General features: G+C 72.0%; 18 protein-coding genes and 1 pseudogene. 13 read left to right on the top strand and 6 right to left on the bottom strand.

Annotated features, from left to right (window positions below):
• Positions 1–181: 181 nt before the first annotated feature.
• Complete coding sequence (locus ACIBJB_RS28750; protein WP_398934556.1) at positions 182–316, bottom strand: hypothetical protein; 135 nt, start codon at positions 314–316, stop codon at positions 182–184.
• Between the two features lie 12 nt (positions 317–328).
• Here ACIBJB_RS28750 and ACIBJB_RS28745 point away from each other — a divergent pair, with 12 nt between their 5' ends.
• The 7 genes from ACIBJB_RS28745 (at position 329) to ACIBJB_RS28715 (ending at position 9,869) form a co-directional block, all read left to right on the top strand.
• A complete protein-coding gene (locus ACIBJB_RS28745; RefSeq protein ID WP_398934554.1) occupies positions 329–2,305 on the top strand; it encodes a SpoIIE family protein phosphatase in 1,977 nt (658 codons plus the stop codon).
• 2 nt (positions 2,306–2,307) lie between these two features.
• Positions 2,308–3,252, top strand: coding sequence for a LacI family DNA-binding transcriptional regulator (locus ACIBJB_RS28740; protein ID WP_398934552.1), 945 nt, complete (start codon positions 2,308–2,310; stop codon positions 3,250–3,252).
• A 45-nt stretch (positions 3,253–3,297) separates the two neighbouring features.
• Positions 3,298–4,542, top strand: a complete 1,245-nt coding sequence (locus ACIBJB_RS28735; RefSeq protein WP_398934550.1) for an ABC transporter substrate-binding protein — start codon at positions 3,298–3,300, stop codon at positions 4,540–4,542.
• Entirely contained in the window at positions 4,539–5,450 is a 912-nt protein-coding gene (locus tag ACIBJB_RS28730) for a carbohydrate ABC transporter permease (protein ID WP_398934548.1), read from the top strand. The genes ACIBJB_RS28735 and ACIBJB_RS28730 overlap by 4 nt, the downstream gene beginning before the upstream one ends.
• Positions 5,447–6,274, top strand: coding sequence for a carbohydrate ABC transporter permease (locus ACIBJB_RS28725; RefSeq protein ID WP_398934546.1), 828 nt, complete (start codon positions 5,447–5,449; stop codon positions 6,272–6,274). Before ACIBJB_RS28730 ends, ACIBJB_RS28725 begins: the two co-directional genes overlap by 4 nt.
• 5 nt (positions 6,275–6,279) lie before the next feature.
• Positions 6,280–8,295 (top strand): TIM-barrel domain-containing protein, encoded by a 2,016-nt coding sequence (locus tag ACIBJB_RS28720; protein ID WP_398934544.1) that lies wholly within the window; start codon positions 6,280–6,282, stop codon positions 8,293–8,295.
• A gap of 98 nt (positions 8,296–8,393) precedes the next feature.
• Positions 8,394–9,869, top strand: a complete 1,476-nt coding sequence (locus ACIBJB_RS28715) for a glutamate--cysteine ligase (protein ID WP_398934542.1) — start codon at positions 8,394–8,396, stop codon at positions 9,867–9,869.
• Here ACIBJB_RS28715 and ACIBJB_RS28710 read toward each other — a convergent pair whose 3' ends face one another.
• Both ACIBJB_RS28710 and ACIBJB_RS28705 read right to left on the bottom strand, forming a co-directional pair.
• The gene (locus tag ACIBJB_RS28710) at positions 9,870–10,967 is read right to left on the bottom strand and encodes a Gfo/Idh/MocA family protein (RefSeq protein WP_398934540.1); all 1,098 of its coding nucleotides are present in this window, start codon (positions 10,965–10,967) and stop codon (positions 9,870–9,872) included.
• Positions 10,937–11,647 carry a ThuA domain-containing protein gene (locus tag ACIBJB_RS28705; protein ID WP_398934538.1) on the bottom strand — a complete coding sequence of 237 codons (711 nt, stop codon included), beginning with the start codon at positions 11,645–11,647 and terminating at the stop codon, positions 10,937–10,939. Before ACIBJB_RS28705 ends, ACIBJB_RS28710 begins: the two co-directional genes overlap by 31 nt.
• A 217-nt stretch (positions 11,648–11,864) precedes the next feature.
• Between ACIBJB_RS28705 and ACIBJB_RS28700 the strand changes: the two genes are divergently transcribed.
• Positions 11,865–13,007 (top strand): S1 family peptidase, encoded by a 1,143-nt coding sequence (locus ACIBJB_RS28700; protein ID WP_398934536.1) that lies wholly within the window; start codon positions 11,865–11,867, stop codon positions 13,005–13,007.
• Positions 13,008–13,054: 47 nt separating this feature from the next.
• Here the strand turns inward: ACIBJB_RS28700 and ACIBJB_RS28695 are convergent, their stop codons facing one another.
• Entirely contained in the window at positions 13,055–15,217 is a 2,163-nt protein-coding gene (locus ACIBJB_RS28695; RefSeq protein WP_398934534.1) for a PQQ-binding-like beta-propeller repeat protein, read from the bottom strand.
• Between the two features lie 196 nt (positions 15,218–15,413).
• Here ACIBJB_RS28695 and ACIBJB_RS28690 point away from each other — a divergent pair, with 196 nt between their 5' ends.
• The 4 genes from ACIBJB_RS28690 to ACIBJB_RS28675 all read left to right on the top strand — a co-directional run bounded on the left by ACIBJB_RS28690 (position 15,414) and on the right by ACIBJB_RS28675 (position 20,967).
• Positions 15,414–17,852, top strand: a complete 2,439-nt coding sequence (locus tag ACIBJB_RS28690; protein WP_398934532.1) for a tetratricopeptide repeat protein — start codon at positions 15,414–15,416, stop codon at positions 17,850–17,852.
• A complete protein-coding gene (locus ACIBJB_RS28685; RefSeq protein WP_398934530.1) occupies positions 17,756–18,973 on the top strand; it encodes a hypothetical protein in 1,218 nt (405 codons plus the stop codon). Before ACIBJB_RS28690 ends, ACIBJB_RS28685 begins: the two co-directional genes overlap by 97 nt.
• Positions 18,970–20,247, top strand: coding sequence for an alpha-glucoside ABC transporter substrate-binding protein (locus ACIBJB_RS28680; protein WP_398934528.1), 1,278 nt, complete (start codon positions 18,970–18,972; stop codon positions 20,245–20,247). The genes ACIBJB_RS28685 and ACIBJB_RS28680 overlap by 4 nt, the downstream gene beginning before the upstream one ends.
• Positions 20,248–20,319: 72 nt before the next feature.
• Positions 20,320–20,967 carry a DUF6629 family protein gene (locus ACIBJB_RS28675; RefSeq protein ID WP_398934526.1) on the top strand — a complete coding sequence of 216 codons (648 nt, stop codon included), beginning with the start codon at positions 20,320–20,322 and terminating at the stop codon, positions 20,965–20,967.
• A 52-nt stretch (positions 20,968–21,019) separates the two neighbouring features.
• Here ACIBJB_RS28675 and ACIBJB_RS28670 read toward each other — a convergent pair whose 3' ends face one another.
• The gene (locus ACIBJB_RS28670; RefSeq protein ID WP_398934524.1) at positions 21,020–21,883 is read right to left on the bottom strand and encodes a LysR family transcriptional regulator; all 864 of its coding nucleotides are present in this window, start codon (positions 21,881–21,883) and stop codon (positions 21,020–21,022) included.
• 142 nt (positions 21,884–22,025) lie between these two features.
• Between ACIBJB_RS28670 and ACIBJB_RS28665 the strand changes: the two are divergent.
• Positions 22,026–22,262: pseudogene (locus tag ACIBJB_RS28665) on the top strand (dehydrogenase); the annotation flags it as partial.
• A 264-nt stretch (positions 22,263–22,526) separates the two neighbouring features.
• Here ACIBJB_RS28665 and ACIBJB_RS28660 read toward each other — a convergent pair.
• Positions 22,527–23,558, bottom strand: coding sequence for a LacI family DNA-binding transcriptional regulator (locus tag ACIBJB_RS28660; protein ID WP_398934522.1), 1,032 nt, complete (start codon positions 23,556–23,558; stop codon positions 22,527–22,529).
• Positions 23,559–23,588 lie beyond the last annotated feature (30 nt).

Genomic DNA, 23,588 nt, shown 5'->3' with positions numbered 1-23,588 from the left:
TGGGGCTGGCGGCGGTGCGGGATCGGTCGGGGGCGAGGGCGGGCGCGGGTCGGGGGTTGAGGGCGAAGTGCGACCGGTTGGGGCTGGCGGCGGTGCGGGATCGGTCGGGGGCGAGGGCGGGCGCGGGTCGGGGGTTGAGGGCGAAGTGCGACCGGTTGGGGCTGGCGGCGGTGCGCGACCGCTAGGGGGCCAGGGCGGGCGAGAGCCAGGGGTCGAGGGCGAAGTGCGGCCAGTAGGGGTGCAGGGCGGGGAGCCGCCGGCAGGGGGCGGTGACGATCCGGTCGGCAGGGGCAAGGTTGAACCGGCGGTTCGCCAAGCCGGACGCGGGGTGGCCCTCGAGGCCGCATACGCGTCGCAGGCGCCCGCCCCCGCCGACGAAGGCTTCCTCCAGTGTGTCCGCCGGGTCGCCGAAGAGCGCGCCCCGATGCGCTACGAGTGTCTGGCCCCGGAGCCGGCCTGCCCCCCGGGCGCCGCCGTCTCCCGCGGCTCCGCCCACCACCGCGCCTGGGTCATCGAGCTCTGGCCCGTCCGCGACCCCGCAACCGGTGAGGTCGTCGGCGTGGGCACCGCCGCGTTCGACAGCAGCGACCAGCACGCGGCCCGGCAGCGGCTCGCCCTGTTGCAGGAGGCCGGCACCTGCATCGGCACCACCCTGAACGTGACCCGCACCGCCCAGGAGCTCGCCGATCTCGCCGTCCCGCGCCTCGCCGACTTCGTCAGTGTGGACCTCCTCGACTCCGTGCTGCGCGGGGACGAACCCGTGCCGGGACCGGTCGACGCGGCCGTGGTGCTCCGCAGGGTCGCCCACCAGTCCGCCACCGAGGGGGAGGGCGTACCCGAGGCGGCCGTCGACCTCGGCGGGGTGGACACCTACCCGCCGTTCTCGCCGCCCGCCCGCTGTCTGGCCGACGGGAAACCGGTGCTCAGCGGCGCGGGCGCCCCCGACTTCGCCGCCTGGATCGCCGGACACGAGACGCGTACCGCACGCGTGGCGGAGTACGGGTTCCACTCCGTCATGGCCACCCCGCTGCGCGCACGGGGCATCACCCTCGGCGTCGCGGTCTTCACCCGCGGCAGAGGCTCCCCGCCCTTCGAACCGGACGACCTGATCCTCGCCGAGGAACTCGCGGGCCGGGCCGCGGTCGGCGTCGACAACGCCCGCCGCTACACCCGCGAGCGCACCAACGCCCTCACCCTCCAGCGCAGCCTCCTGCCCCGGGACCTGCCCAAACAGGCGGCCGTCGAGGTGGCGTACCGCTATCTGCCCGCCGGCACCGGCGCGGGCGTGGGCGGCGACTGGTTCGACGTCGTACCCCTGTCGGGCACCCGCGTGGCCCTGGTCGTCGGGGACGTGGTCGGGCACGGCATCCATGCCTCCGCCACCATGGGCCGGCTCCGCACCGCCGTCCGCACCCTCGCCGACGTGGACCTCCCCCCGGACGAACTCCTCACCCACCTGGACGATCTGGTCACCCACCTGGCCACGGACGAGGAGGACATCGCTCCGGACGAGCCGTACGTCGTCAGCGGCGAGATCGGTGCGACCTGTCTCTACGCCGTCTACGACCCGGTCTCCCGCGTGTGCACCTTCGCCAGCGCAGGTCACGTCCCGCCCGTCGTGCTGCTCCCCGACGGCACCGCCCGGGTGGTGGAGCTGACGCCGGGGCCGTTGCTCGGCGTCGGAGGGCTGCCCTTCGAGTGCACCGAGCTGGAGCTGCCCGAGGGCAGTCTGCTGGCCTTCTGCACCGACGGTCTGGTCGAGGCCCGCGACCGTGACGTCGGTCTCGGGCTCGACCGGCTCTGCGAGTCCCTGGCCGGTCCGGTCACCTCGCTGGAGACGACCTGCGACACCATTCTCAAGGCCCTGCTGCCCAAGAGCCCCTCCGACGACGTGGCCCTGCTCCTCGCCCGCACCCGCGCTCTGCACGCCGACCAGGTCGCCGCCTGGTCCCTGCCCTCCGACCCGTCGATCGTGGCCGACGCCCGCGCCCAGGCCACCCGCCAGCTCACCGCCTGGGGACTGGAGGAGGCGGCGTTCGTCACCGAGCTGGTGGTGAGCGAGCTGGTCACCAACGCCATCCGCTACGGCGCCGTTCCGATCGGCCTCCGCCTCATCCGTGACCGGACCCTGATCTGCGAGGTCTCCGACGCCAGCAACACCGCCCCGCATCTGCGCCGTGCCCGCACCTACGACGAGGGCGGCCGCGGGCTGCACATGGTCGCCCAGCTCACCCAGGGCTGGGGCACCCGTCAGACCCCCGTGGGCAAGACCATCTGGGCCGAACAATCCCTCCCGGCCGGCTGATCATGGCAGCGCGACCCAGAACCGACGACTCCGGCGACCGCACGCACACGCTGGGGCTCCTCTACCCGCCCGCCGGCCGCCTCCGTGACTACACCACCATGCAGCTCGCCTTCGTGGGCGGGGTGGCCGAGGCCGCCGCCCAGCAGGGCTACGACCTGCTGCTCGCCCCCGCCGGCAGCCATGACGACCCCTCGTTCCTGCGGATGATCGACGACCGGCGGGTGGACGGCGTGATCGTCATGGAGATCCGCCGGGAGGACGACCGCGTCGAGCACCTGGCCGAGGCGGGTTTCCCCTTCGTGGCCATCGGCCGCAACCACCGGGCCGACGCGGCCGGCTGGGTCGACCTGGACTTCGCCGGTCTGGCCGGCGGCTGCGTCCAGCACCTCGCCGACCTCGGCCACCGCCGAATCGCCTTCGTCAACCGGTCCGAGCAGCTGTTCAACAGCGGCTACGGCTTCGCGCGGCTCGGGGACGAGGGCTACACCGAGGCGATGAAGAAACTGCTGCTCACCCCGCACGCCTATCTCTGCGGCGACGACCTCGCCTCGGGAGAGGGGGTCGTGGAGCGGATCCTGAGCGAGGACCCGGCGACGACGTCGCTGGTCACCATGAACGAAGCGGCCCTGGAAGGCGTCTACCGCGGACTCACCCGGCACGGCCGCAGCGTGCCGCGCGACTTCTCCGTCGTCGGCGTCGCGGCCAGCCCCTGGGCCGAACAGGTGAACCCGCCCCTCACCGCCGCCGAGATACCCGCCAAGGAGATGAGCCGGGTCGCCGTCGACCTGATGATGCGGCGGCTGCGCTCACCGGACTCGCCTCCCCGGCACGTCCTGCTGAAACCGCTGATCACCCTGCGCGGCAGCACGGGACCCTGCCGACCGGTGCCGGGCTCGGAACCCGAGAATGATCTCCCCGATTTCCCCGATTTGGACCTGGACTTCTGATACGTCCGTTTCTGTGACCCGATCACCGAACCCTGGGAGCAGAACATGTCGTACCCCCTCGACCGCCGCGGTTTCCTCCGCGCCTCGGGCGCGACAGCGGCCGCTGCCGCCCTCGGCGCAGGCGCGGCCCTGACCTCCTGCAGCTCGGACACGTCGGGCCCGGTGACCCTCACCTGGTGGGACTACTTCACCCTGGACAACTTCCAGCCCGGAATGAACCGCCTGATCAAGGACATCGAGGCCGGCGTCCCGGACGTGCGGATCGAGCGGCGGACCTTCCCGTTCGCGGAGCTGGACCGGCAGATCACCCTGGGCGCGATCTCCGGCGACCTGCCCGACCTCGCCATCGTCGACAACGTCGCCATGAACACCCTCGGGGGCAGCCGTCTGCTGGCCGACCTCACCGCCAGAGTGAAGGAATGGGGCCAGGCCGACCGGTACTACAAGGGCCCCTGGGAGGGCTGCCAGGTGGGCGGGAAAACGCTGGGCATCCCCAACAACAGCAACTGCCTCGCCCTCTACTGCAACACCCGCATGCTCAAGTCCGCCGGCGTCGAACCGCCCACCACCTGGGAGGAACTGGCCTCCGCCGCCCAGAAACTCACCAGCGGTGACCGCTACGGCCTGGCGCTGAGCGCGATCAACACCGAGGAAGGTGTCTTCCAGTTCCTGCCGTTCCTCTGGCAGGCGGGCGGCGACCTGGACACCTTCCGCACCTACGGCGCCACCGCGCTCACCTTCCTGGACGAACTGATCGCCAAGGGCTCCCTGTCCGAACAGTGCGTGGGCTGGACCCAGCAGGACGTCAACACCCGCTTCCTCAACCAGCGCGCCGCGATGCAGATCAACGGCCCGTGGCAGATCCCCACCCTGAAGAAGGCCGACTTCGACTGGAACGTCGTCGCCCTGCCCCGCGACAAAGAGGCCGCCACCTGCCTGGGCGGGGAGAACTGGGTGGTGATGGCGAACAGCAAGCACGTGGACAAGGCGTGGGAGGTCCTGGAGTACACACAGCGCCCCTCGGTGCTGGTGCCGTACCTGGTGGCCTTCGGTGAACTCCCCGCCCGCAAGGACCTCGCCGACCGCGGCAGCTGGGCCTCGGACCCGGCCCTGCGGCTCTTCCTCAGCCAGCTGCCCCTGGCCCGGCCGCGCCAGTACGGCGCCCACTACGCCGAGGCCTCGCAGGCCGTCGCGGAGGCGGAGCAGGCCGTGCTCACCGGATCCGCGGCCCCGTCCGCCGCGGCCAGGACCGCGGCCGAAAAGATCGACAAGGCTCTGGGCGAGCAATGAGCCGGCCCTCCGCGCGCCGCCGCCGCACCGGCTACCTCTTCTGCCTGCCGGGCATGGCCTTCCTCGCCCTCTTCCTGGCCTACCCGCTCCTCTACAACGTGTGGACGTCCGTCCACGACGTCGACCTGGGCCAACTCCTCGGTGGGGCAGAGCGGTTCAACGGACTGGACAACTACCGGACCGTGACCGACGACCCGGCCTTCTGGCACTCCGTGCGCCTCTCCCTGGTCTTCACCCTCGCCTCGCTGCTGCTCCAGTTCACGATCGGCTTCGCCCTGGCCCTGCTCTTCGCCCGCCCGTTCCCCCTCAACGGCCTGCTGCGTTCCCTCCTGCTGGTCGCCTGGCTGCTGCCCCCGGTGGTCAGCGGCACCCTCTTCCGCTGGATGCTGGACGCGGAGTCCGGCGCCTACAACGCCCTGTTCCGGGCAGTCGGCCTGAGCGGTCTCTCCCACGACTGGCTCACCGACCCGTCCACCTCGATGGCGGGGGTGGTCTTCGCCAACGTCTGGGTCGGCGTGCCCTTCAACATGCTGCTGCTCCTGGTCGGACTGCACACCATCGACCCCGAACTCCACGAGGCCGCCGCCATCGACGGGGCGAGCGCCTGGCAGCGCTTCCGCCACATCACCCTCCCGCTGATGCGGCCCGTCTCAGTGACCGTCCTCCTCCTCGGCCTCCTCTACACCTTCAAGGTCTTCGACCTCGTCTTCGTGATGACCGGCGGCGGCCCCGTCGACGCCACCCGCGTGCTCTCCCTCTACGTCTACGAGGTGTTCTTCACGTTCTTCCGGTTCGGTCAGGGAGCTGCGGCCGGCCTGCTGCTGCTCGTCGTACCCCTGCTGGCAGGTGTCTGGTACGTGCGACGGCTGCGGCGCGAGGACGAAGCGCCGACGGGAGGTGCCGTATGAGACCACCGCGCCACCCCTGGCTGCTGACCGCTATCGCCACGCTGATCACCACGGTCTTCCTGCTGCCGGTGTACTGGATGGTGAAGACCAGCCTCACCCGGCCGGACCGCATCCAGACGCCGAACCCGCAGTGGGCACCCAGTCAGGTCACCGGCGAGAACTACTCGACGGCCCTGGGATACGAGGGCCTGACCCGAGCCCTGCTGAACAGCCTGGTCATCTCCTGCGGGGTGGTCGCGCTCACGCTGCTTCTCGGCGTCCCGCTGGCCTACGCCCTCGCCCGCATCCGCATGCGGGGCTCGGGCACGATGGTGCTCGCCCTCCTCGTCGCCCAGCTGCCGCCCGCCATCGTGCTGGCGGCCCCGCTGTTCATCCTCGAACGCCGGGCCGGTCTCACCGGCACCTACCTGGGTCTGATCGCCGCCGACGCCACACTCACGCTGCCGTTCACGGTGATCGTGCTGCGTCCGGTGATGCGCAGCATGTCCCCGGAGCTGGAGGAGGCGGCTCTGGTCGACGGCTGCGGACTGCCCGGTGTGCTGCTGCGGGTCGTCCTGCCGCTCATGGTGCCCGGTGTGGTCGCGGCGGCCGGACTGTCCTTCCTGATCGGCTGGGGAGAGTTCCTGTTCGGGCTCACGCTCGCCGAGGGGCCCGACGTCCAGCCCGTCACCGTCCTGCTCAACGCCTTCGTCGGGCGGCACGGGACGTCGTGGGGCGCCCTGATGGCCACCGCCACCCTCATCAGCATCCCGGTGGTCTGCGTCTTCGCCGTCTTCCAGCGCTTCATCGTCGGCGGCCTCACCGCGGGCAGCGTGAGGGGCTGAACGCCATGCATCCTCGTGACCGCGCGCCCTGGGTGGCACCGCCTCCACCCCTGGTCCCGGCCGCGCCGGACCCCTTGGCCGGTGCATCCGTCGCCTGCGCGGACAAGGACGGCGTGACCCTCGACGTACGCACCGCGGCCGGACGTACCGGCATCCTCCGGCTGCGTCCCGCGACCGGCAACTGCCTGCGGATCACGCTGCGGTGGGACGGCGTACCGGCGGCGCCCCGGGTGTCCGTCGTCACCGCGCCCACGGACACCCGCTGCACGGTCGAGCAGTCACCGGACGCCGTCACCCTCCACCTCGGGTCACTGTGTCTCGAAGCCCGTCTGACGCCGTTCGCCATGGAGTTGACGGGCCGTCACCTACGACAGGCGACCGACGTGAGCGACCCCAGCGGCCGCAGGACCGTCCTGCCCCTCGGGGTCACCGAACTCGCGGACGGCCGACTCGCCCACCACGACAGCTGGTTCGCCGAGCCCGACGAGCACTTCTACGGCCTCGGCGAGCGCTTCACCGGCCCCGACCTGCGCGGCCAACACGTCGACTGCTGGGTCGCGGACGCCCAGGGCTCGACCGGCACCCGCTCCTACAAGGCCGTCCCGTTCCTGCTCTCCAGCCGGGGCTACGCCGTCCTCGTGGACACCACCACCGCGGCCTCCTTCGACCTCGCCCACAGCAACACCGGCGCCTGGTCCCTGACCGTCCCCGACGAGGAACTCGACTACTACCTGATCACCGGCACCCCCGCCGCATGCCTGCGCACCTACCGCGACCTGACCGGCCCCGCCCTGCTGCCCCCGCAGTGGGCCTTCGGCCCCTGGATCTCCGGCGGCTTCCGCAGGGACAACGCGGACGAGGTGCGCGAGCGAGCCCGCCGTATCCGCGAACTCGGCTTCCCCTGCGACGTGTTGCACATCGACACCTACTGGCAGCGGCCCGGCTGCTGGTCGGACATGGAATGGGACACCGAGGCGTTCCCGGACCCCCGCGGGCTGATCACCCACCTGGCCCGACAGGGCTTCCACGTCTCGCTGTGGATGAACCCGTACATCAGCGTCGACAGCCCGTACTTCACCGAGGCGGACCGCAACGGCTGGTTCCTGCAGGCCCCTTCGGGCACCACCTGGACCGGGCAGGTCTGGGGCGGCGCGCACCCGGACTCGGCCGTCCTCGACCTGACCCATCCCGGCGCCGTCGACTGGTTCCGGGATCGCGTCCGCCAGGTCCTGGCCACCGGGGTCTCGGTCCTGAAGACCGACTTCGGTGAGGCGGTTCCCGCGGAGGCGGTGGCGTTCGACGGCATGACCGGCGACCGGCTGCACAACCTCTACCCCCTGCTCTTCAACGACCTGGTCGCCGAGGTCACCCGGGAGGCCGCGGGCCACGGCCTGACCTGGGGCCGCTCCACCTGGACCGGCGGCCAGCGACACGGCGCCAAGTGGACCGGCGACTCCAACGCGAGCTGGCAGGACCTGGCGTCGACGTTGCGCGCGGGCCTCTCGCTCTCCTTCTCCGGTCACCCCTTCTGGAGCCACGACATCGGCGGCTTCCATGGCACGCCGGATCCCGAACTCTTCGTCCGCTGGGCGCAGTTCGGCCTGCTGTCCCCCCTCAGCCGGTTCCACGGCATGACGTCCCGGCTGCCCTGGGACTTCGGCGAGGAGGCGTACACGGCCGTCCTGCACGCGGCCCGGCTGCGCACGAGGCTGCTGTCGTACGTCCACCGCGCCGCCGTCGATGCGGTCCGCACCGGAGAACCGCTCGCCCGCCCCATGGCACTGGACCACCCCGACCGCCCGGACGCCCACGCGGCCGACCTCCAGTACCTGCTGGGCCCCGACCTGCTGGTCGCCCCCTTGTACGCGCCGGGTGGACGCAGACAGGTGTGGTTCCCGCCGGGGGAGTGGCTGCCGTACGCGGGCTCCGGAGGGCCGATCACCGGACCTGCCTGGCGTCGGGTCCGCATCCCGCTCACCGCCGCCCCGCTCTGGTTGCGGGCCGGGGCACACGTTCTGTGAGCACGGGTTCGCGTGGTGTGCGCCGACTGTCCGGACAGCTCCCGAGGTGGGACTCTGGGACGGGAGAGGCATCCGCCGAGGGGACTCGGGAGGGCCCGATGGGACGTGACGTGCCGGCCCTGGTGTTCACGCGGGAGGACCGCCGACGGTACCGGGACAAGATGCACACCTGCCTCGACGTCCTCGCGCAGATGCTGCGCGAGTCCGGCTTCGAGAGCGAGCGGCCGCAGGTCGGCCTGGAGATCGAGCTCAACCTGGTGGGCGAGGACGGCCTTCCGGTGATGCGGAACACCGAGGTGCTGCAGGCGATCGCCGACCCCGCCTGGTCCAGCGAGCTGGGCCGCTTCAACCTGGAGATCAACATCCCGCCGCGCCGGCTCCTGTCCGGCGGGCCCGGCTCCTGGGAGCAGGAGATCCGTGACGCCCTCAACCACGCCGAGGAACGCGCCTCGGCCGTCGGCGCGCACCTGATCATGGTGGGCATTCTGCCGACGCTGGGCGAGGCGGACGTCGGCGAGACCGCCCTGTCGGGCGATCCGCGCTACCGGCTGCTCAACGAGCAGATCTTCGCGGCGCGCGGCGAGGACCTGCGCATCAAGGTGGAGGGCGTGGACCGCCTCGCGATGTACGCCGACGCCATCACCCCCGAGGCCGCCTGCACCAGCACGCAGTTCCATCTCCAGGTCGCCCCCAGGGAGTTCGCGGACTACTGGAACGCGGCACAGGCCGTCGCGGGCGTGCAGATCGCCCTCGCGGCCAACTCACCCTTCCTTTTCGGCAAGGAGCTGTGGCGCGAGACCCGCATCCCGCTCTTCGAGCAGGCCACCGACACCCGCCCCCAGGAGATCAAGGCACAAGGCGTACGGCCCCGGGTGTGGTTCGGGGAGCGGTGGATCACCAGCGTCTTCGATCTCTTCGAGGAGAACGTGCGGTATTTCCCCGCGCTCCTGCCGATCTGCGACGACGAGGACCCGCAGGAGGCACTGGACAACGGCCGGGTCCCGGAGCTCGGCGAACTGACCCTGCACAACGGCACGATCTACCGCTGGAACCGCCCGATCTACGCCGTCACCGACAGCGGCCCGCACCTGCGCATCGAGAACCGGGTGCTGCCCGCCGGGCCCACGGTGGCCGACATCATCGCCAACGGCGCCTTCTACTACGGCCTGACGCGCGCCCTGGTCGACGAGGACCGACCGGTGTGGACGCGGATGTCCTTCTCGGTCGCCGAGGAGAACCTCCACACCGCCGCCCGTGACGGCATCGACGCCCGACTGTACTGGCCGGGGGCGGGCGAAGTGCCGGTCACGGAACTGGTGTTGCGGCGGCTGCTGCCCCTCGCCCACCGGGGCCTGGAGCTGGCCGGCATGGACACCGAATGGCGTGAACCGCTGCTCGGTGTCATCGAGCAGCGGTGCGTCACCGCCCGCAACGGTGCCCTCTGGCAGGCGGAGACCGTCCACCACCTGGAGAAGGCGGGCTGCGACCGCCAGGAGGCGCTGCGGCGGATGACGATGACGTACATGGACTACATGCACCTCAACGCACCCGCGCACACCTGGCCCGTGGACTGATCAGCGCCACTTCTCCGCAGACGTCAACGGCACCGCGGCGGGCCGCTCCACCGACGTCGACAGCTTGATCCGCCGCCCCTCGGCCGACGAACGCAGCAGGGCGGTCATCGTCTCCAGTACGTGCAGGGCCAGTTCACCGCTCGCGCGCGGTGCCCGCTGTACGTCGGCGGCGACGAAGTCGAGCAGTCCGACGCCCCGCGCGGCACCGACGTATCCCGCCGAGGGCGGGAGCGTGCGCCACTGGGCCGCACCGAGTTCGAGGAGCCGTACCTCACCGTCGAAGTGGTTCGGGTCCGGGACCGTGAGGGTGCCCTTCTCGCCGTGGACCTCGATCGGCGCGGCCGTGGTGGCGACGCCGTCGAAGCTCGTCGTGATCGTCGTCAGGACCCCGCCCTCGTGTTCGAGGACCCCGGAGACATGGCTGTCCACCTCGACCGGTATCCGCTCGCCCGTGCGCGGACCGGACCCGATGACCCGCTCGGTGCGGCGCCGGCTGGACGCACCGATCACGGCACGCACCGGACCCAGCAGATGCACCAGGGAGGACAGGTAGTACGGCCCCATGTCCAGCAGGGGGCCGCCGCCGGCCGTGTAGTAGAAGTCCGGGTGGGGATGCCACCGTTCGTGGCCGGGGGTGACCATGACGGCCGAGGCGAACAGCGGGCGGCCGACGGCCCCGGCCTCCACCGCCGCCCGTGCCGTCTGGACGCCGGTGCCCAGGACCGTGTCCGGCGCGCATCCCACTGCGACCTCCGCCTTCGCCGCGGACTCCAGGACGGTGCGGGCGTCGGTGAGTTCGGCGGCCAGCGGTTTCTCGCCGTAGACGTGCTTGCCGTGGCCGATGGCACCGAGGGCGATCTCCGCGTGCGCCGCGGGGACGGTGAGGTTCAGCACCGTGTCGACGTCCGGGCTGCTCAGCAGTTCCTCGACGGACAGCGCCTGGACTCCGGGCAGTTGGGCGGCGAGGGCGGCCGACCGGGAGGCGTCCAGGTCGGCGACGGCGGTGACGCGCACGGCGCGGTGGCCGACGAGGGTGTCCAGGTAGGCGCGGGAGATGACGCCGAGACCTACGACGCCGATGCGGTGCGCGTCGCCCACAGCATGCCCCTCTCGATGACGGTACGGACGTTGAGGTTCTCCAGGACGTCGAGGCTGTGCCCGGGTGTCGTCACCACGACACGTCCGGCACCCCACTGACGGGTCCAGACCGCCGGGGAGGTGACCGGCCGGTGCCAGGGCTGCCACGGCTGTGCCGGGTGGGTGGTGGTGGCCAGGACGTCGATCAGGTCGTCGTGGAGCACCCAGTACTGCTCGGTGTTCAGCTCGAAGTCATCGATGCCCGCGGTGACGGGGTGTTCGCGGCCGAGATCGGTGATCGTGACGGTGTACGGCAGGAAGTTGTCCTCCTCGCCGCCCCGCCGCTCGCACGGTTCCTTGCCCGGATGGGTCACGAACTGGCCGCCCACCAGGTGGAGGTAGTCGGAGGAGGCGCGGAACGAGTCGGCGATTCCGCCGTGCCAGCCCGTGAGGCCGGTACCGGCCGCGACGGCCGCGCTCAGCCCCGACACCTGCTCGGCGGTGATCTCCGACATGGTCACGCACTGCACGACGAGGTCGGTGGCGGCCATCTCGGCGCTGTCGGCGTAGACATCGGTCGACTCCTCGATCCGGACGTCGTAGCCACTGCTCTCCAGGAAGGGCAGGAACAACTCCGTGGCCTTGACCGGCTGATGTCCCTCCCAGCCGCCTCGGACCACCAGTGCTTTCTTACGCGTCATCTTGTTCCTTTGTGGGGCAGTAAAGGGCTCCTGGGGTGTTCCCCCGGATGGGCCGGAGGAAATCCACGTTCCGCGTGCCGGGATTTCCGCCAACTTCGCTATTGGTATGGACCTGTCAATCATGAGCCGCTAGGCTCTGCCGGGCCACACTGAGAGCGCTCTCAGAGAACTCTGCTGTTCCACCCCCACCTCGTTGGAACGACGAAGGGCAATCTCCATGAGACGCACCAGAATCATGCGCGCGGGCCTGGCCGTGCTGCTCCTGCTCGGCGCCGGGGCGGCCGCGGGCACGGTTCCCGCCACCGCAGGCGAGAAGGCGCCCGCCTCCGCCGGCCTCCTCTCCGCCATGCAGCGGGACTTCGGTCTCTCGCCCCAGCAGGCCGAGGCACGGCTCGCCGCCGAGCGGCGGGCCACGGCCCTGGAGCCCAAGGTCCGCCGGACCGCGGGTACGTCGTACGGCGGCTCCTGGTTCGACGCCGCCAAGGGGACGTTGACCGTCGCCGTCACCCCCGACACCTCCGCCACCACCCTCCGCGAGATACGCGCCACCGGTGCCACGGTCACCACCGTCGCCCACAGCGCGCGCGAACTCGCCGCCACCCAGGCCCGGATCGACAAGGTCTCCGCGCCGGACGCCGTCAGCAGCTGGCACGTCGACGCGAAGGCCAACACGGTGGTGGTGAACGTCGTCAGCGGCCGGCAGGCTGACAACGATGTCCGGAAGTTCGTCGCCCGCGCCCGGAAGGCGGGCCCCGTCACCGTGCGGGAGGTGGCCGCCCCGCCGACCACCTTCGCCGCCGGAACCGTCGGCGGCGACCCCTACTACACCGGCAACGTCCGCTGTTCCATCGGCTTCTCGGTCTACGGCGGCTTCGTCACCGCCGGCCACTGCGACCAGCACACCGGCAGTGTCTACGGCTGGGACCGCAGCTATGTCGGCAACTTCCAGGGCTCGTCCTTCCCGGACAACGACTACGCCTGGGTCAACGTGGGCAGCGGCTGGTGGACCGTCCCGGTCGTGCTCGGCTGGGGCACCGTCTCCGACCAGCTCGTGCGCGGGTCGAACGTGGCCCCCGTCGGCTCCTCGATCTGCCGCTCGGGATCGACCAGCCACTGGCACTGCGGCACGGTCCTCGCGATGAACGAGACCGTCAACTACAGCCAGGGCGCCGTGCACCAGATGACCAAGACCAGCGTCTGCGCCGAACCCGGCGACTCCGGCGGCTCGTTCATCAGCGGCGACCAGGCCCAGGGCGTGACCTCCGGCGGCTGGGGCAACTGCTCCAGCGGCGGCGAGACCTGGTTCCAGCCCGTCAATGAGATCCTCAACCGGTACGGCCTGACCCTGCACACCGCCTGAACGCCGGTGTGGGCCCGACCTTCCGGCCGGGCCCACACCCGTTTCGCTCAGGTGACGTCGGCCACCGAGAAGATCCCCGGCGCGCTGACCCCGTACAGCACATCGCCCACCAGCAGCGGCGGCACCGAAGTCGGCGACAGTTCCTCGAAGGAGCGGCCCGTGGTGTCGAAGGACGGATCGGTACGGCCGACCTCCTTCCCGGTCCTCGGATCGAGGGCCACGATGCTGGTGTCCGGCATCGTCACGTACAACCGGCCCGCGTGGTAGGCCGGTTCGCTGAAGACGCGCAGGTCGCGCGAGCTGGACCACAGCGGCTTGCCCTTCTTCACGTCGAGGGCGAGCAGGGTCTCGTTGCCGTAGTCGAAGATGTACATGGTGTCGCCCTGCACCAGCGGCGGTGCCTCGGGCTCCACGCTCCACGGGAAGTCGATCCGGCGGGTCTTTCCGGTACCGAGGTCCTGGACGAAGAAGGCGGCGGACACGCCGGAGTCGTCCTCCCAGCGCGCGTAGTACGCCGTGCCGTCGTGGACCGTCGCCAGCCACAGGTCGCCCTTCGGCGCGTCGACACGGCCCAGCGTCCTGCCGGTCCGCGCGTCGAGGCGGGCGATGCCGCCTTCTCCGCCGCGCAGATCGGCGTAGAGCGTGTCCTTGGGTCCTTCATAGAAGGGGCTCGCCGAGCTGGAGGTCAGCTCACGCCGCCACAACTCCTTGCCCGTGCGCGGCTCGTAGGCCGCATAGCGTGCGGTGTCGGAGGGACCGAGCTGGTCCAGGCGGACCAGAAGCACCCCGCCCAGGGTCTCGAACTCGCCGAGCGGGCCCTTCAGTTGCCACAGCCGCTCGCCGGTCCTTCCGTCGTAGGCGTCGACGCCCTGCGAGCGGTCCGCGCCGTACACGAACACCACACCGTCGTGGACGACGGGCCCGCGCACCGAGAAGCCGCTGACCTGCTTGCGGCTCATGGACTTCGTCCACTCGACGTTCCCCGTCGCGGGGTTCAGCCGCATCAGCGCGACCTGCTCGGAGGCGCAGAAGACGCCGAGTGCGTCCGGAGTGCACGAGGGGCCGACGCTCATCGACTGGTCCTTGCCGCCCGACCCCAGCGCATTGTGCCAGGGCCTCCAGCCCACCGGTGCCGTCCCGCTCGGCGCCGTCCGCGGAGCGAGAGCGTCGAACTCGTCGACCGTACTGGCCGGCTCGTGCTCCACCACGGCGACCGCGGCCGCCCCGACCCCGCCGAGAAGTGCCGCGACCGCGACCGCGGCCCACAGTTTCCTCCCCCGGCGCTTTTGCCGGACCGGCCCCACGAGACCGAGCGGCGAGGTCACCACGTCCGTCGTCCGGATCTCCGGGGCGCGGGAGGCATCTTCGGCCGGTCTCCCCTCGGACAGCTCTTCCGGCAGACCCGCCAGCCGCTCCAGGACCTCGCCCGACGTCGGCCGGTCAGCGGGTTCCTTCGCCAGGCAACGCGAGACCAACGGGCGCAGCTGCTCGGGCAGTCCACCCAGCCGGGGCTCGCCGTGCACGGTGTTGTACGCGGCCAGATAGGCGTTCTCCGCCTCGAAGGGGCTGTGTCCGGTGGCCGCGTACACGAGCACCGCGCCCAGCGAGAACACGTCGACCGCGGAGCCGACCTCGTGCGGGCGGCTGAACTGCTCCGGCGCCATGAACGGCGGCGAGCCCATGACCATGCCGGTCTGGGTACGGACATCGCTGTCGGCCGCACGCGAGATGCCGAAGTCGATGACGCGTACGGCCCCGTCGTCGCCCTCGCTCTCCAGCAGCAGCACATTGCTCGGCTTGAGGTCCCGGTGCACGACCTCCGCGCGGTGGATCTCCCGCAGCGCCTCGGCGAGTTCGGTGCCGAGGCGGCGCAGCGCGGGCCAGCCCAGCGGTCCCGACTCGTCGACGCGGTCCGCGAGCGTACGGCCCGGCACGAACGCCGTGGCCATCCAGGGCCGTTCCGCCTCCGGGTCCGCGTCCACGACCGGTGCCGTGAAGGCGCCGCTGACCCGGCGCGCGGCGGCGATCTCCTGCCGGAACCTGGCCCGGAACTCGGGGTTGTCGGCATAGCGGGTGTGAACGACCTTGACGGCGACGGCCCGTCCCGACGCCGATCGGCCGAGATAGACGACACCCATGCCGCCGGTCCCGATCCGCGATTCGATCCGGTAGCCGCCGACAGACTCCGGATCGTTCTCGCGCAGGGTCACCGTGTCTCCTTCACCGCTGCTGGCCAGGACGGCTGCGGTCCGGACTCTTCTGACAGGGACCCCTCACTCTAGAGGGGCGCCGGTCCGCGAGAGACAGGGATCCCGGCCCTGCCGACCGGCCGGACCCCGCGGCATCACGGTTCTCAGCGGGAAAGCGAGGGGTCGATTCCGGCACCTGGCCCTATTCTGAGGAGGCATGAAGGGGGCTCGGGGCGGGAGTGCGTTCGGTGAAGTACCGGAATCCGAGGGATCGTTCGGTCCGCTTGTCGTCGCCGGACAGCCGATGTACCTGAGGGCGGCGCACGTCGACCTCCCCGAGGAGAACCCCGATCCGACGGTGCTGCCCACGATCACGCTGCTGGGACGCGGCTGGGGCCCCGGCGGAGATCCGGGGGAACTGCCGCTGCCTCCCGGTCAGTTGCTCGCGGGCCAGTACCGGCTGATCCGGCCCCTGGGCTACGGCGGCATGGGCGAGGTCTATCTCGCGCTCGACACCAAGGTCGACAACCGCGAGGTCGCCATCAAGATCCTGCACCCGGAGCAGGCGGCGGTCGCGGCGGGCGCGCTGGCCCGGGAGCGGCGGGCCCTTGTCGACCTCGGCCACGACGACATCATCCGTGTCTTCAACTACGGTCATCATCCTGAGGTGGGTGACTTTCTTGTCCTCCAGTACGTGGACGGGCTCACGCTGGAGGAGGTGCGGGCGCGGGCCGAACTGAACCCCGGGGAGTTCGGCGGCCACCGCTTCCACGAGTTCGTGCTCGCCTACGGTGTGCGGATCCTGTCCGCCCTCGCATATCTGCACGCCGACCGGCCCGGCAAGGTCTACGGCGACCTGAAGCCGGACAACGTCATGCACGACGGCACCACGACGAAGATCATCGACGTGGGCAGCGTACGCCCGGTCGGGGCGCCGGGCCTGACCACGAAGGGCTTCAGCGCACCGACCGTGGGCCCGAACGGCGAGTCCAAGGAACAGGACGACCTGTTCAGCCTGGGCGAGACCCTGCGGCGACTGAGCGGACTCGGCAGGTCGGCGGCGGATCTTGCGGGGTTGGGGGACCTCGGGACGCTGGGTGTCGAGGACGCACCGGACGTCGGCGGGGCACCCGGCGTCGGCGACGCGTCCGTCCCCGGGGCGGCGCACGCCGACGCGGGGGAGCAGCGCCCGGACGATTTGTCCGCGGGTGGTGAAAGACCGTCTGCCCAAGTGTCGCCGTCGGCCCGGGAACCGTGGGAACCCCACGACGCCACCGCCCCCGTGCCCCGTGGCCTCGGCCTGCTCTCCCTCGCCCGTGTCCTGCACCGCGCGACCTCGAGCGAGCCCGCCGGGCGGTTCGCCGACGCGCGTGAGATGGACCAGCAACTACGGGGTGTGTTCCGCGAGTTGAGGTCGCTGCGCACCGGTACCGAGACCTTCGAACCCTCGCCGCTCTTCCTCCAGTCCCCGTACGCCCTCGACGGCGCCCTCGGCTCCGCGCCACCCCTCGCCCACTGGGCCGCCCCCGACCCCCCGTCCCCGTTCGCCCCGCCCACTCCCCCCGAGGTCGCCCAGCGCCTGCCCGTCCCGCGCCCCGACCCGCACGACGAGCACCACGCCGAGCTCAGCAGGCTCGCCGACGCCGCCCCGGAGGCCCTGCTCCAGCACATCGGGGACTGGCGGGACTCCACGGAGGTCCATCTGCTGCGCTGTCGGCTGCGGTTGCGGATCCCGGCCGACGGACCCGAGGCCGCCGAACGGGAACTGCGGGCAGCCGAGGCACGGATCGGCCCCCGCCGCGCCCCGTACGACTGGCGGCTGGACTGGCACCACGGCCTGCTCGCGCTCGCCCGGGAGCAGGTCGCCGCGGCCCGGCGGCACTTCGACCGGGTGTACGCGGCGATCCCCGGCGAGTACGCGCCCAAGCTCGCCCTCGGCCACTGCGCCGAACGCCTCGGACGACGGCACGAGGCCCTGACGTTCTACGAGGCGGTCGGGCTGCGGAACCCCTCCCTGGGCAGCGCGGCCTTCGGCGCCGCACGGGCCCGCCTCGCGCTGGGCGGCGAGACGGCGCGCGAGGAGGCCGTACGCGAACTCGACGCCGTACCGCAGCACTCGCGGCACCGGACCGCCGCGCGTACCGCGGCCGTGCGGACCGGTATCGAGTACGTGCGGACGGGTGAGTGCGACGACCGGGCGCCGCAGCGGTTGGGCGAGGTGCTGGGGCGCCTGGCTCTGCTCTTCCACGCGCACGGCCTGACCGACGAGGAGGCCAGGGTCCGGATGACCGTCGAGGCCTGGGAGGCCGTACAGGGCGCCCTCGAGCGCGATGCCCTCGACGCGGCAGGCCTCGCGGCGCTGTCCGCCGCCGCGGACCCGCGACTCGGCCTCCCGTCCGACGAACACGGCCTGCGGGAGGACCTCTCCCGCCGCTACGTCACCCTCGCCCACCAGGCCGCCCGCTCCACCGCCCCCGAGGACGCGGCCGTGGCCGAAATCCTCCTGGACCGTGCCTACGAGGTCCGCCCGCTCGCCTTCCGACACCACAGGGACAGCCCATGGCTCGGCAAGAGAGTCGCCCACTGGCTCCGGACGGTCGCTTACGCGCCCTCGCACAGGACACCCTCCGCCTCACGCGGGCCGTCGCCGCCGTAACCACCGAACTCGCCCGCCGTGTCCTGCGCTACGCCTGGCCCTCCACCGCGGGCCACCGCAACCGCGTCTACCTGCGGGACCGGCTCCTCGCGCTGCCGCTGCTGGCCGTGGTGGCCTTCGGGGCGCTCGGCTGGGCCTACGCGGGAGTGCGCGCCGACTCCGCGTACATCCGGGAACGCGCGGCGCCCGCGCTGGTCGACCTCGCGGACGCCCGGGCCTCGCTGCTCATCGCGCAGGGCGAGGCACAGCGGAACCTCGACGAGGGGCGCGCGGCGGAGCTCAGCGGGCTCAGCGAGCGGTACCGGACCCGGATCGCCCGCGCCACGCAGAGCCTGAACCAGGTCACCCGCAGCGGAGCCCTCACCGTCGCCGAGGAACAGGAACTGCGGGTGGTGTCCGCGCTGGTCGTCGACTACACCAGCTGGATCGGCCGGGCCCAGGGCCATGCCACCGATCCGGTCCTGCGCGATGCCGACTTTTCCTACGCGCGCAGCATGCTCTGCTCGCAGGCCCTCACCCCGACCACCGCGAACCCCTATCCCGCCTGCCGGCCCGACACCGGTTCCGCCGCGACCTCGATCGTCGACCGGGTGACCGGCCTGGAGGGGCGGCTGCGCGCGCGGCTCGCCGACCGGGCCGCCTGGGGCGCGGGCACCATCACCGCGGCGGTGATCGCCGCGCTCGCCTTCGCCCTGCTCGCCGCCGGGCTGTGGCGGACGGTGTCCTTCCTGCACCACCGCTTCCGGATCCGGCTGAGCATCCCCCTCGCGGCCGCCGCCCTGCCGCTGCTCGCGGTACCGTTCCTGACGGCCGACGCCCTGCTCGCCCTGGACGCCCAGCACGAGACCGTCCCCGTCGCGGACGCGCTGGCCGAGCGGACCACCCCGCAGACGGAGACGGTCGCCGAGGAACGCCCCTTCGCCGGACCGGACCCGCACGCCATCGAGACGCTCCAGGCCCGCATCGACGACGGTCTCGCCGACGGGCGGCTCGCCCTCCTCGACGGCCTCGCCCCGTTCGTGTTCCCCGCGGGCCTGACCGCCGCGGCCGTGATCGCCGGCTCCCTGCACGCCTACCGCCGTGAATACCTCGTCGTCACCCGCCCGGGAGCCGTCGCATGAGCCGTCGCACGGGCCGCCTTCTGCGCGTCCTTCTCGCGGCCTGTCTGCTCGCCCTCGTCCCCGGCTGCGGGTCCGACAGCCGCGACCCGCTGGTCGTCCTCGGCCCCTGGACCGGCGAGGAGGGCAGGGCCTTCGAAGCCGCCCTCGACACACTGGACGACGGGACCGGGCGGACGTACACCTACGAGGGCACCCGCTCACTCCGCGAGACGCTCGTCTCGCAGCTGGAGGCGGACGACCCGCCGGACGTGGCGGTCCTCAACAGCATCGGCGAACTCACCGAGTACGCCCGCCGCGACAAACTGAAGCCGCTCGCCGAGGCGAGCGCCGAGCGTGCCTACCCGCCCTGGGCGCCGACCCTGCTGGTGGACAGCAAGCGGCGCACGTACTGGGTGCCGCTGAAGGTCGACCTCAAGAGCCTGGTGTGGAGCAAAAGGGGCGCCCCGAGCGAACGGCCCGCCTGGTGCGTGGGTCTCGCCTCGCAGGCCACCTCCGGCTGGCCCGGCACCGACTGGATCGAGGACCTGGTGCTCCATCAGGCGGGCCCCGCCCTCTACACCGAGTGGGCCACGGGCCGCCTCGACTGGCGCGACCCGGCCGTCGAACGTGCCTGGACCAGCTGGGCGCGACTGCTCGGCAAGCGCTCCCCGGAGTCGGTCGAGCGGTCCCTGACCACGTCGTTCGAGGGTGCGTCCGACGCGCGGGGAGATCCACGCGGCCTGCTCGACTCGCCCGGCTTCGACTGCACGCACGAGCACCAGAGCGCCTTCATCCGATACGTCTACGCGGGCGACGACGTGACCGTGGAACCGTCGGCCCGCTATCTGGACGGACAGTCCGCCTACCGGTACGCCTTCGAGGTCGCGGGTGACATGGCCGCCGTGTTCAGCGACGACCCGGACGCCCAGGAACTCGTGGAGCGGCTCTCGAGCCCGGCCGGGCGGGAGCGCTGGCGGGCGGAGGCGGCTCCCGCGGTACGGCCGCTGTTCCCGGACTCGGCCGGACTGTCGCCGCCGGCCTCCGCGAGCCCGGTCGAGCGGGAGATCGACTCCCTGCTCACCACCCGCGCCCGCACCCTCTGCTTCGACGCCTCGGACGTGATGCCGCCCGAACTCCGGGACGCCTTCCACCGCGCGGTCCTGGAGTTCTTCCGTGACCCGACCCAGCGCCAACTCGACTCGCTGCTGCAGCAGTTGGAGACTGTACGGGTCCAGGTGAACACGGACTCCGGCACCGACCGCACGTTCCGCCCACCGCAGGACATCTGTGCGTGAGCGGTCCGCCCCGGCCCCGCCCGCGTCGTGGCGGAGCGCACGGCCGACGGCCTGACCTGACAGGGTGGTGTCATGTGCTGGAGTGCGACAGCGGATCTCGTGGCGGGCACGGCCATCGCCTCCGTCGGGGCGGTCTGCGTGGCCCGGACCCGCCGCCCCGGAGACCTGCCCCTGGCCGCGCTGCCCCTGCTGCTCGGCGCCCATCAACTGGTGGAGGCCCGGATCTGGCACACCGGCGGAGGGACCGGCGCGGCCACCGTCGCCTGGGCCGTCATCGCCCTGCCCGTGCTCGCGGTGTGGGTGCCGGTGGGCGTGTGGTGCGCGGTCCCACGCCGCACCGGCCGCCGGGTGACGGCGGTCGTGGCGGTGGGTGTCGTGACCGCCGCCTTCCTCGCGCGCGCTCTCGCCACCCGCCCCGTCCGGGCCGAGATCCGCGGCCACACGATGGCCTACGTCATCGGACTGCCCCACGCGGAACTGCTCGTCGCGGGGTACCTGATCGCCACGGTCGGCGCGCTGCTGCTCTCCGGCGACCGCCGCCTCACCGGACTGGGAATCCTGACCGGGGCGGGTGCGCTGGTGTGCTGGCTGCTGTGGCGGCTGGAGTTCGTGTCGACCTGGTGCGCGCTGGCGGCCATCTGTTCGGTGGTCCTGTACGGATGGGTGCGCACACGTCCCGCGCCGAGGCTGGCTCTCCCCGCGTGGGACGTCCGGCACTGATCAGTACGCGTGGCCGTCCCGGTCGAGCCGCCCGGCTTCGTCGTCACCGGGGTCAGGTCGCCGACATGACCATGCCGGCCGCGACGCCGACCAGTGCCGCGACCGCCATCGAGCGACTGCTCGGTGGCCAGGCGATCACCGTGGTCACCTCCTGTGCGTCGACGACGGGCACCGCGACGTGTTCGGGCCACTGCCAGGCCCGGCTGGAGGCAGGGATGACGAGCAACGTCCTGCCGAGCGCCACGAGTTGAGCGAGCTGTGACTGGGTCCGCACCTCGGGTCCCGGCCCGTCGGGATAGGACCCGTCGAGCCGGGGCCACCGAGCGATCGGCAGGTCCGGCACGTCCTGGACATCCGCCAGCGTGAGTTGGTCGCGCGAGGCGAGCGGATGCCCGGCGGGCACGATCGCGACCTGGCCCTCGACGTAGAGGTCCTCGGAGTCGAACCCGGCGAGGTCGTCGTACGGGTGATGCATGAGTGCCACGTCGGCGTGCCCGTCCCGGAGCAGCCGTGCCTGCTCACCGACCTCGCACAGGAGGATCTCGATCGGTGGCGCCTCCGGGTCGCTCGCCACCGCGTCGAGGAGCCGGCGCAGCACTTCGTGGGACGCCCCGGACTTCGTCGCGAGCACCAGAGGCCGCTTCGGATCGCCGGCTCGCCGCGTTCGACGCGCGGCGGCAGCGACCGCGTCCAGGGCCGCTCCGGCCTCCCGAAGCAGCACACCACCGGCATCGGTGAGCGCCACTCCGCGACGGTCCCGGTCGAGGAGCCGGACACCGAGCCGCCGCTCCAGCCTCGCGACCGCGCGGGAGAGCGGCGGTTGTGCGATCCCGAGCCGACCGGCGGCGCGTCCGAAGTGCAGTTCCTCCGCGACGGCGACGAAGTACCGAAGCTCGCGGGTCTCGAGATCGTCCACACGGACAGCCTACCGACTGATACCCGGCGAGTATCACAGCCCACCGGTTCGATATTGGACGGCGCATGAGCGGCTCGCCCAGCATGAAGATAGTGAACGACACGAAGACCGCGCTGGTCACCGGCGCGAACAAGGGAATTGGTTCGCACCGTCGAAGTCGATGCTCAACAGCGTCACGACGCAGTACGCCCGCAGGCTCGCCGATACGAACGTCATCGTGAACGCCTGCTGCCCCGGGTATGTGGCGACCGACTTCACCGGCTTCAACGCACCGCGGACGCCCGAGCAGGGCGCGGCGATCGCCGTCCGGCTCGCCACCTTGCCGGACGACGGACCGCGCGGCGGCTTCTTCGACGACGAGGGCGTCGTCCCCTGGTGACCCCGGACGGACGGCAGCCGCGGCGACGGTGTCCGCCCCGCGGTCCCTCTCGTCCGGTGCCGGGTCGCGTCGCCGGTCGGGAACATCTCGGTGGTGCGCCTGATGGTCGCGGGCCCTGGCACTTCATAGGCGCCGACCCGCTGCCCATCGCCCGCCCGGTCGCCGGCATGCGCGCCTACGTCCTCGACGGCACCCTGCGACCGGCCCTGCCGGCCACGCTCACTTTCTGCATCGCCTGTTCCGGTGCCGACGAGCGCAGGCGGCTCAGGCGGGCGGCCGTCCCGTGCTCTCCCGGACCACCAGTTCCGGGACGGAGACCGGACGCGGGGTGATCGGCGCGGACTCCTCCAGTACTCCGTGCAGCAGGGCGAACGCGGCTCGGCCGAGGCCCGTGAAGTCCAGTCGTACGGTCGTGAGGGACGGCGTCAGATAGGCGGAGTGCGGGGCGTCGTCGAACCCGGCCACGCTGACCTCGCCCGGCACCGGGCGGCCCGCCTCGTGCAGGGCGCGCAGCACACCGAGGGCGAGGTCGTCGTTGCCGCACAGGACCGCGGTGACGGACGGATCCCGGGCGAGTTCGATGCCCGCCGCATGGCCGCCCGCGGGGCCCCAACTGCCCTGCAGGGGAGGGGGCTCCGGGGCGCCCGCCTCGTTCAGTGCCTGGCGCCAGCCGCCGGTGCGGGCGCTGGTGCGAGGGGTGCTGGAGGGAATGGCGACGTAGTGCACGGTCTCGTGGCCCAGGGACAGCAGATGCCGGGTCACCTCGTAGGCGGCCTCGCGGTCGTCGGTCCACACCCACGGCCGGTCGCCGGTGGGCGCGCTCGCCGGGGTCTCGACCACGCCGACGACCGGCAGACCGGCCGGGACCGTCTCCAGGGCCCGGACGCCCGCGGGATCGTAAGCGATCACGATCAGCCCGCCGCCCGCGTCGGCGGCACGCTGCACCGCTACGGTGACGGCGGCCTCGTCGGCCGATTCGAGGACGCCCACACCCACCGAATAGGCTGCCGCGCGGGCTGCCTCCTCGACGCCCTGGAGGATCGAGGCGTAGCCGTAGTGCGTGGTGTTGGCGGTGAGCACCGTAACGGCCCTGCTGCGGCCCCTGGCCAGGGCGAGCGCGGTGGCGTTGCGCCGGAAGCCCAGCTCGTCGACGGCGGCGAGAACCCGCTCCCGCGTGGACTGCCTGACGCGGGGGTGGCCGTTGATCACCCGGCTGACGGTCTGGTAGGAGACGCCGGCGGCCGCGGCGACGTCCCGGATGCTCGCCGGACTCCGGGTGTGACCGGTCACACTCATCCCGGGATTGTGGCCGGTCACCGGCGGGAC

The organism is Streptomyces sp. NPDC050759 (assembly GCF_044456945.1).
Classification (GTDB): Bacteria; Actinomycetota; Actinomycetes; order Streptomycetales; family Streptomycetaceae; genus Streptomyces.
This window is presented reverse-complemented; position numbering and strand designations above follow the sequence as displayed.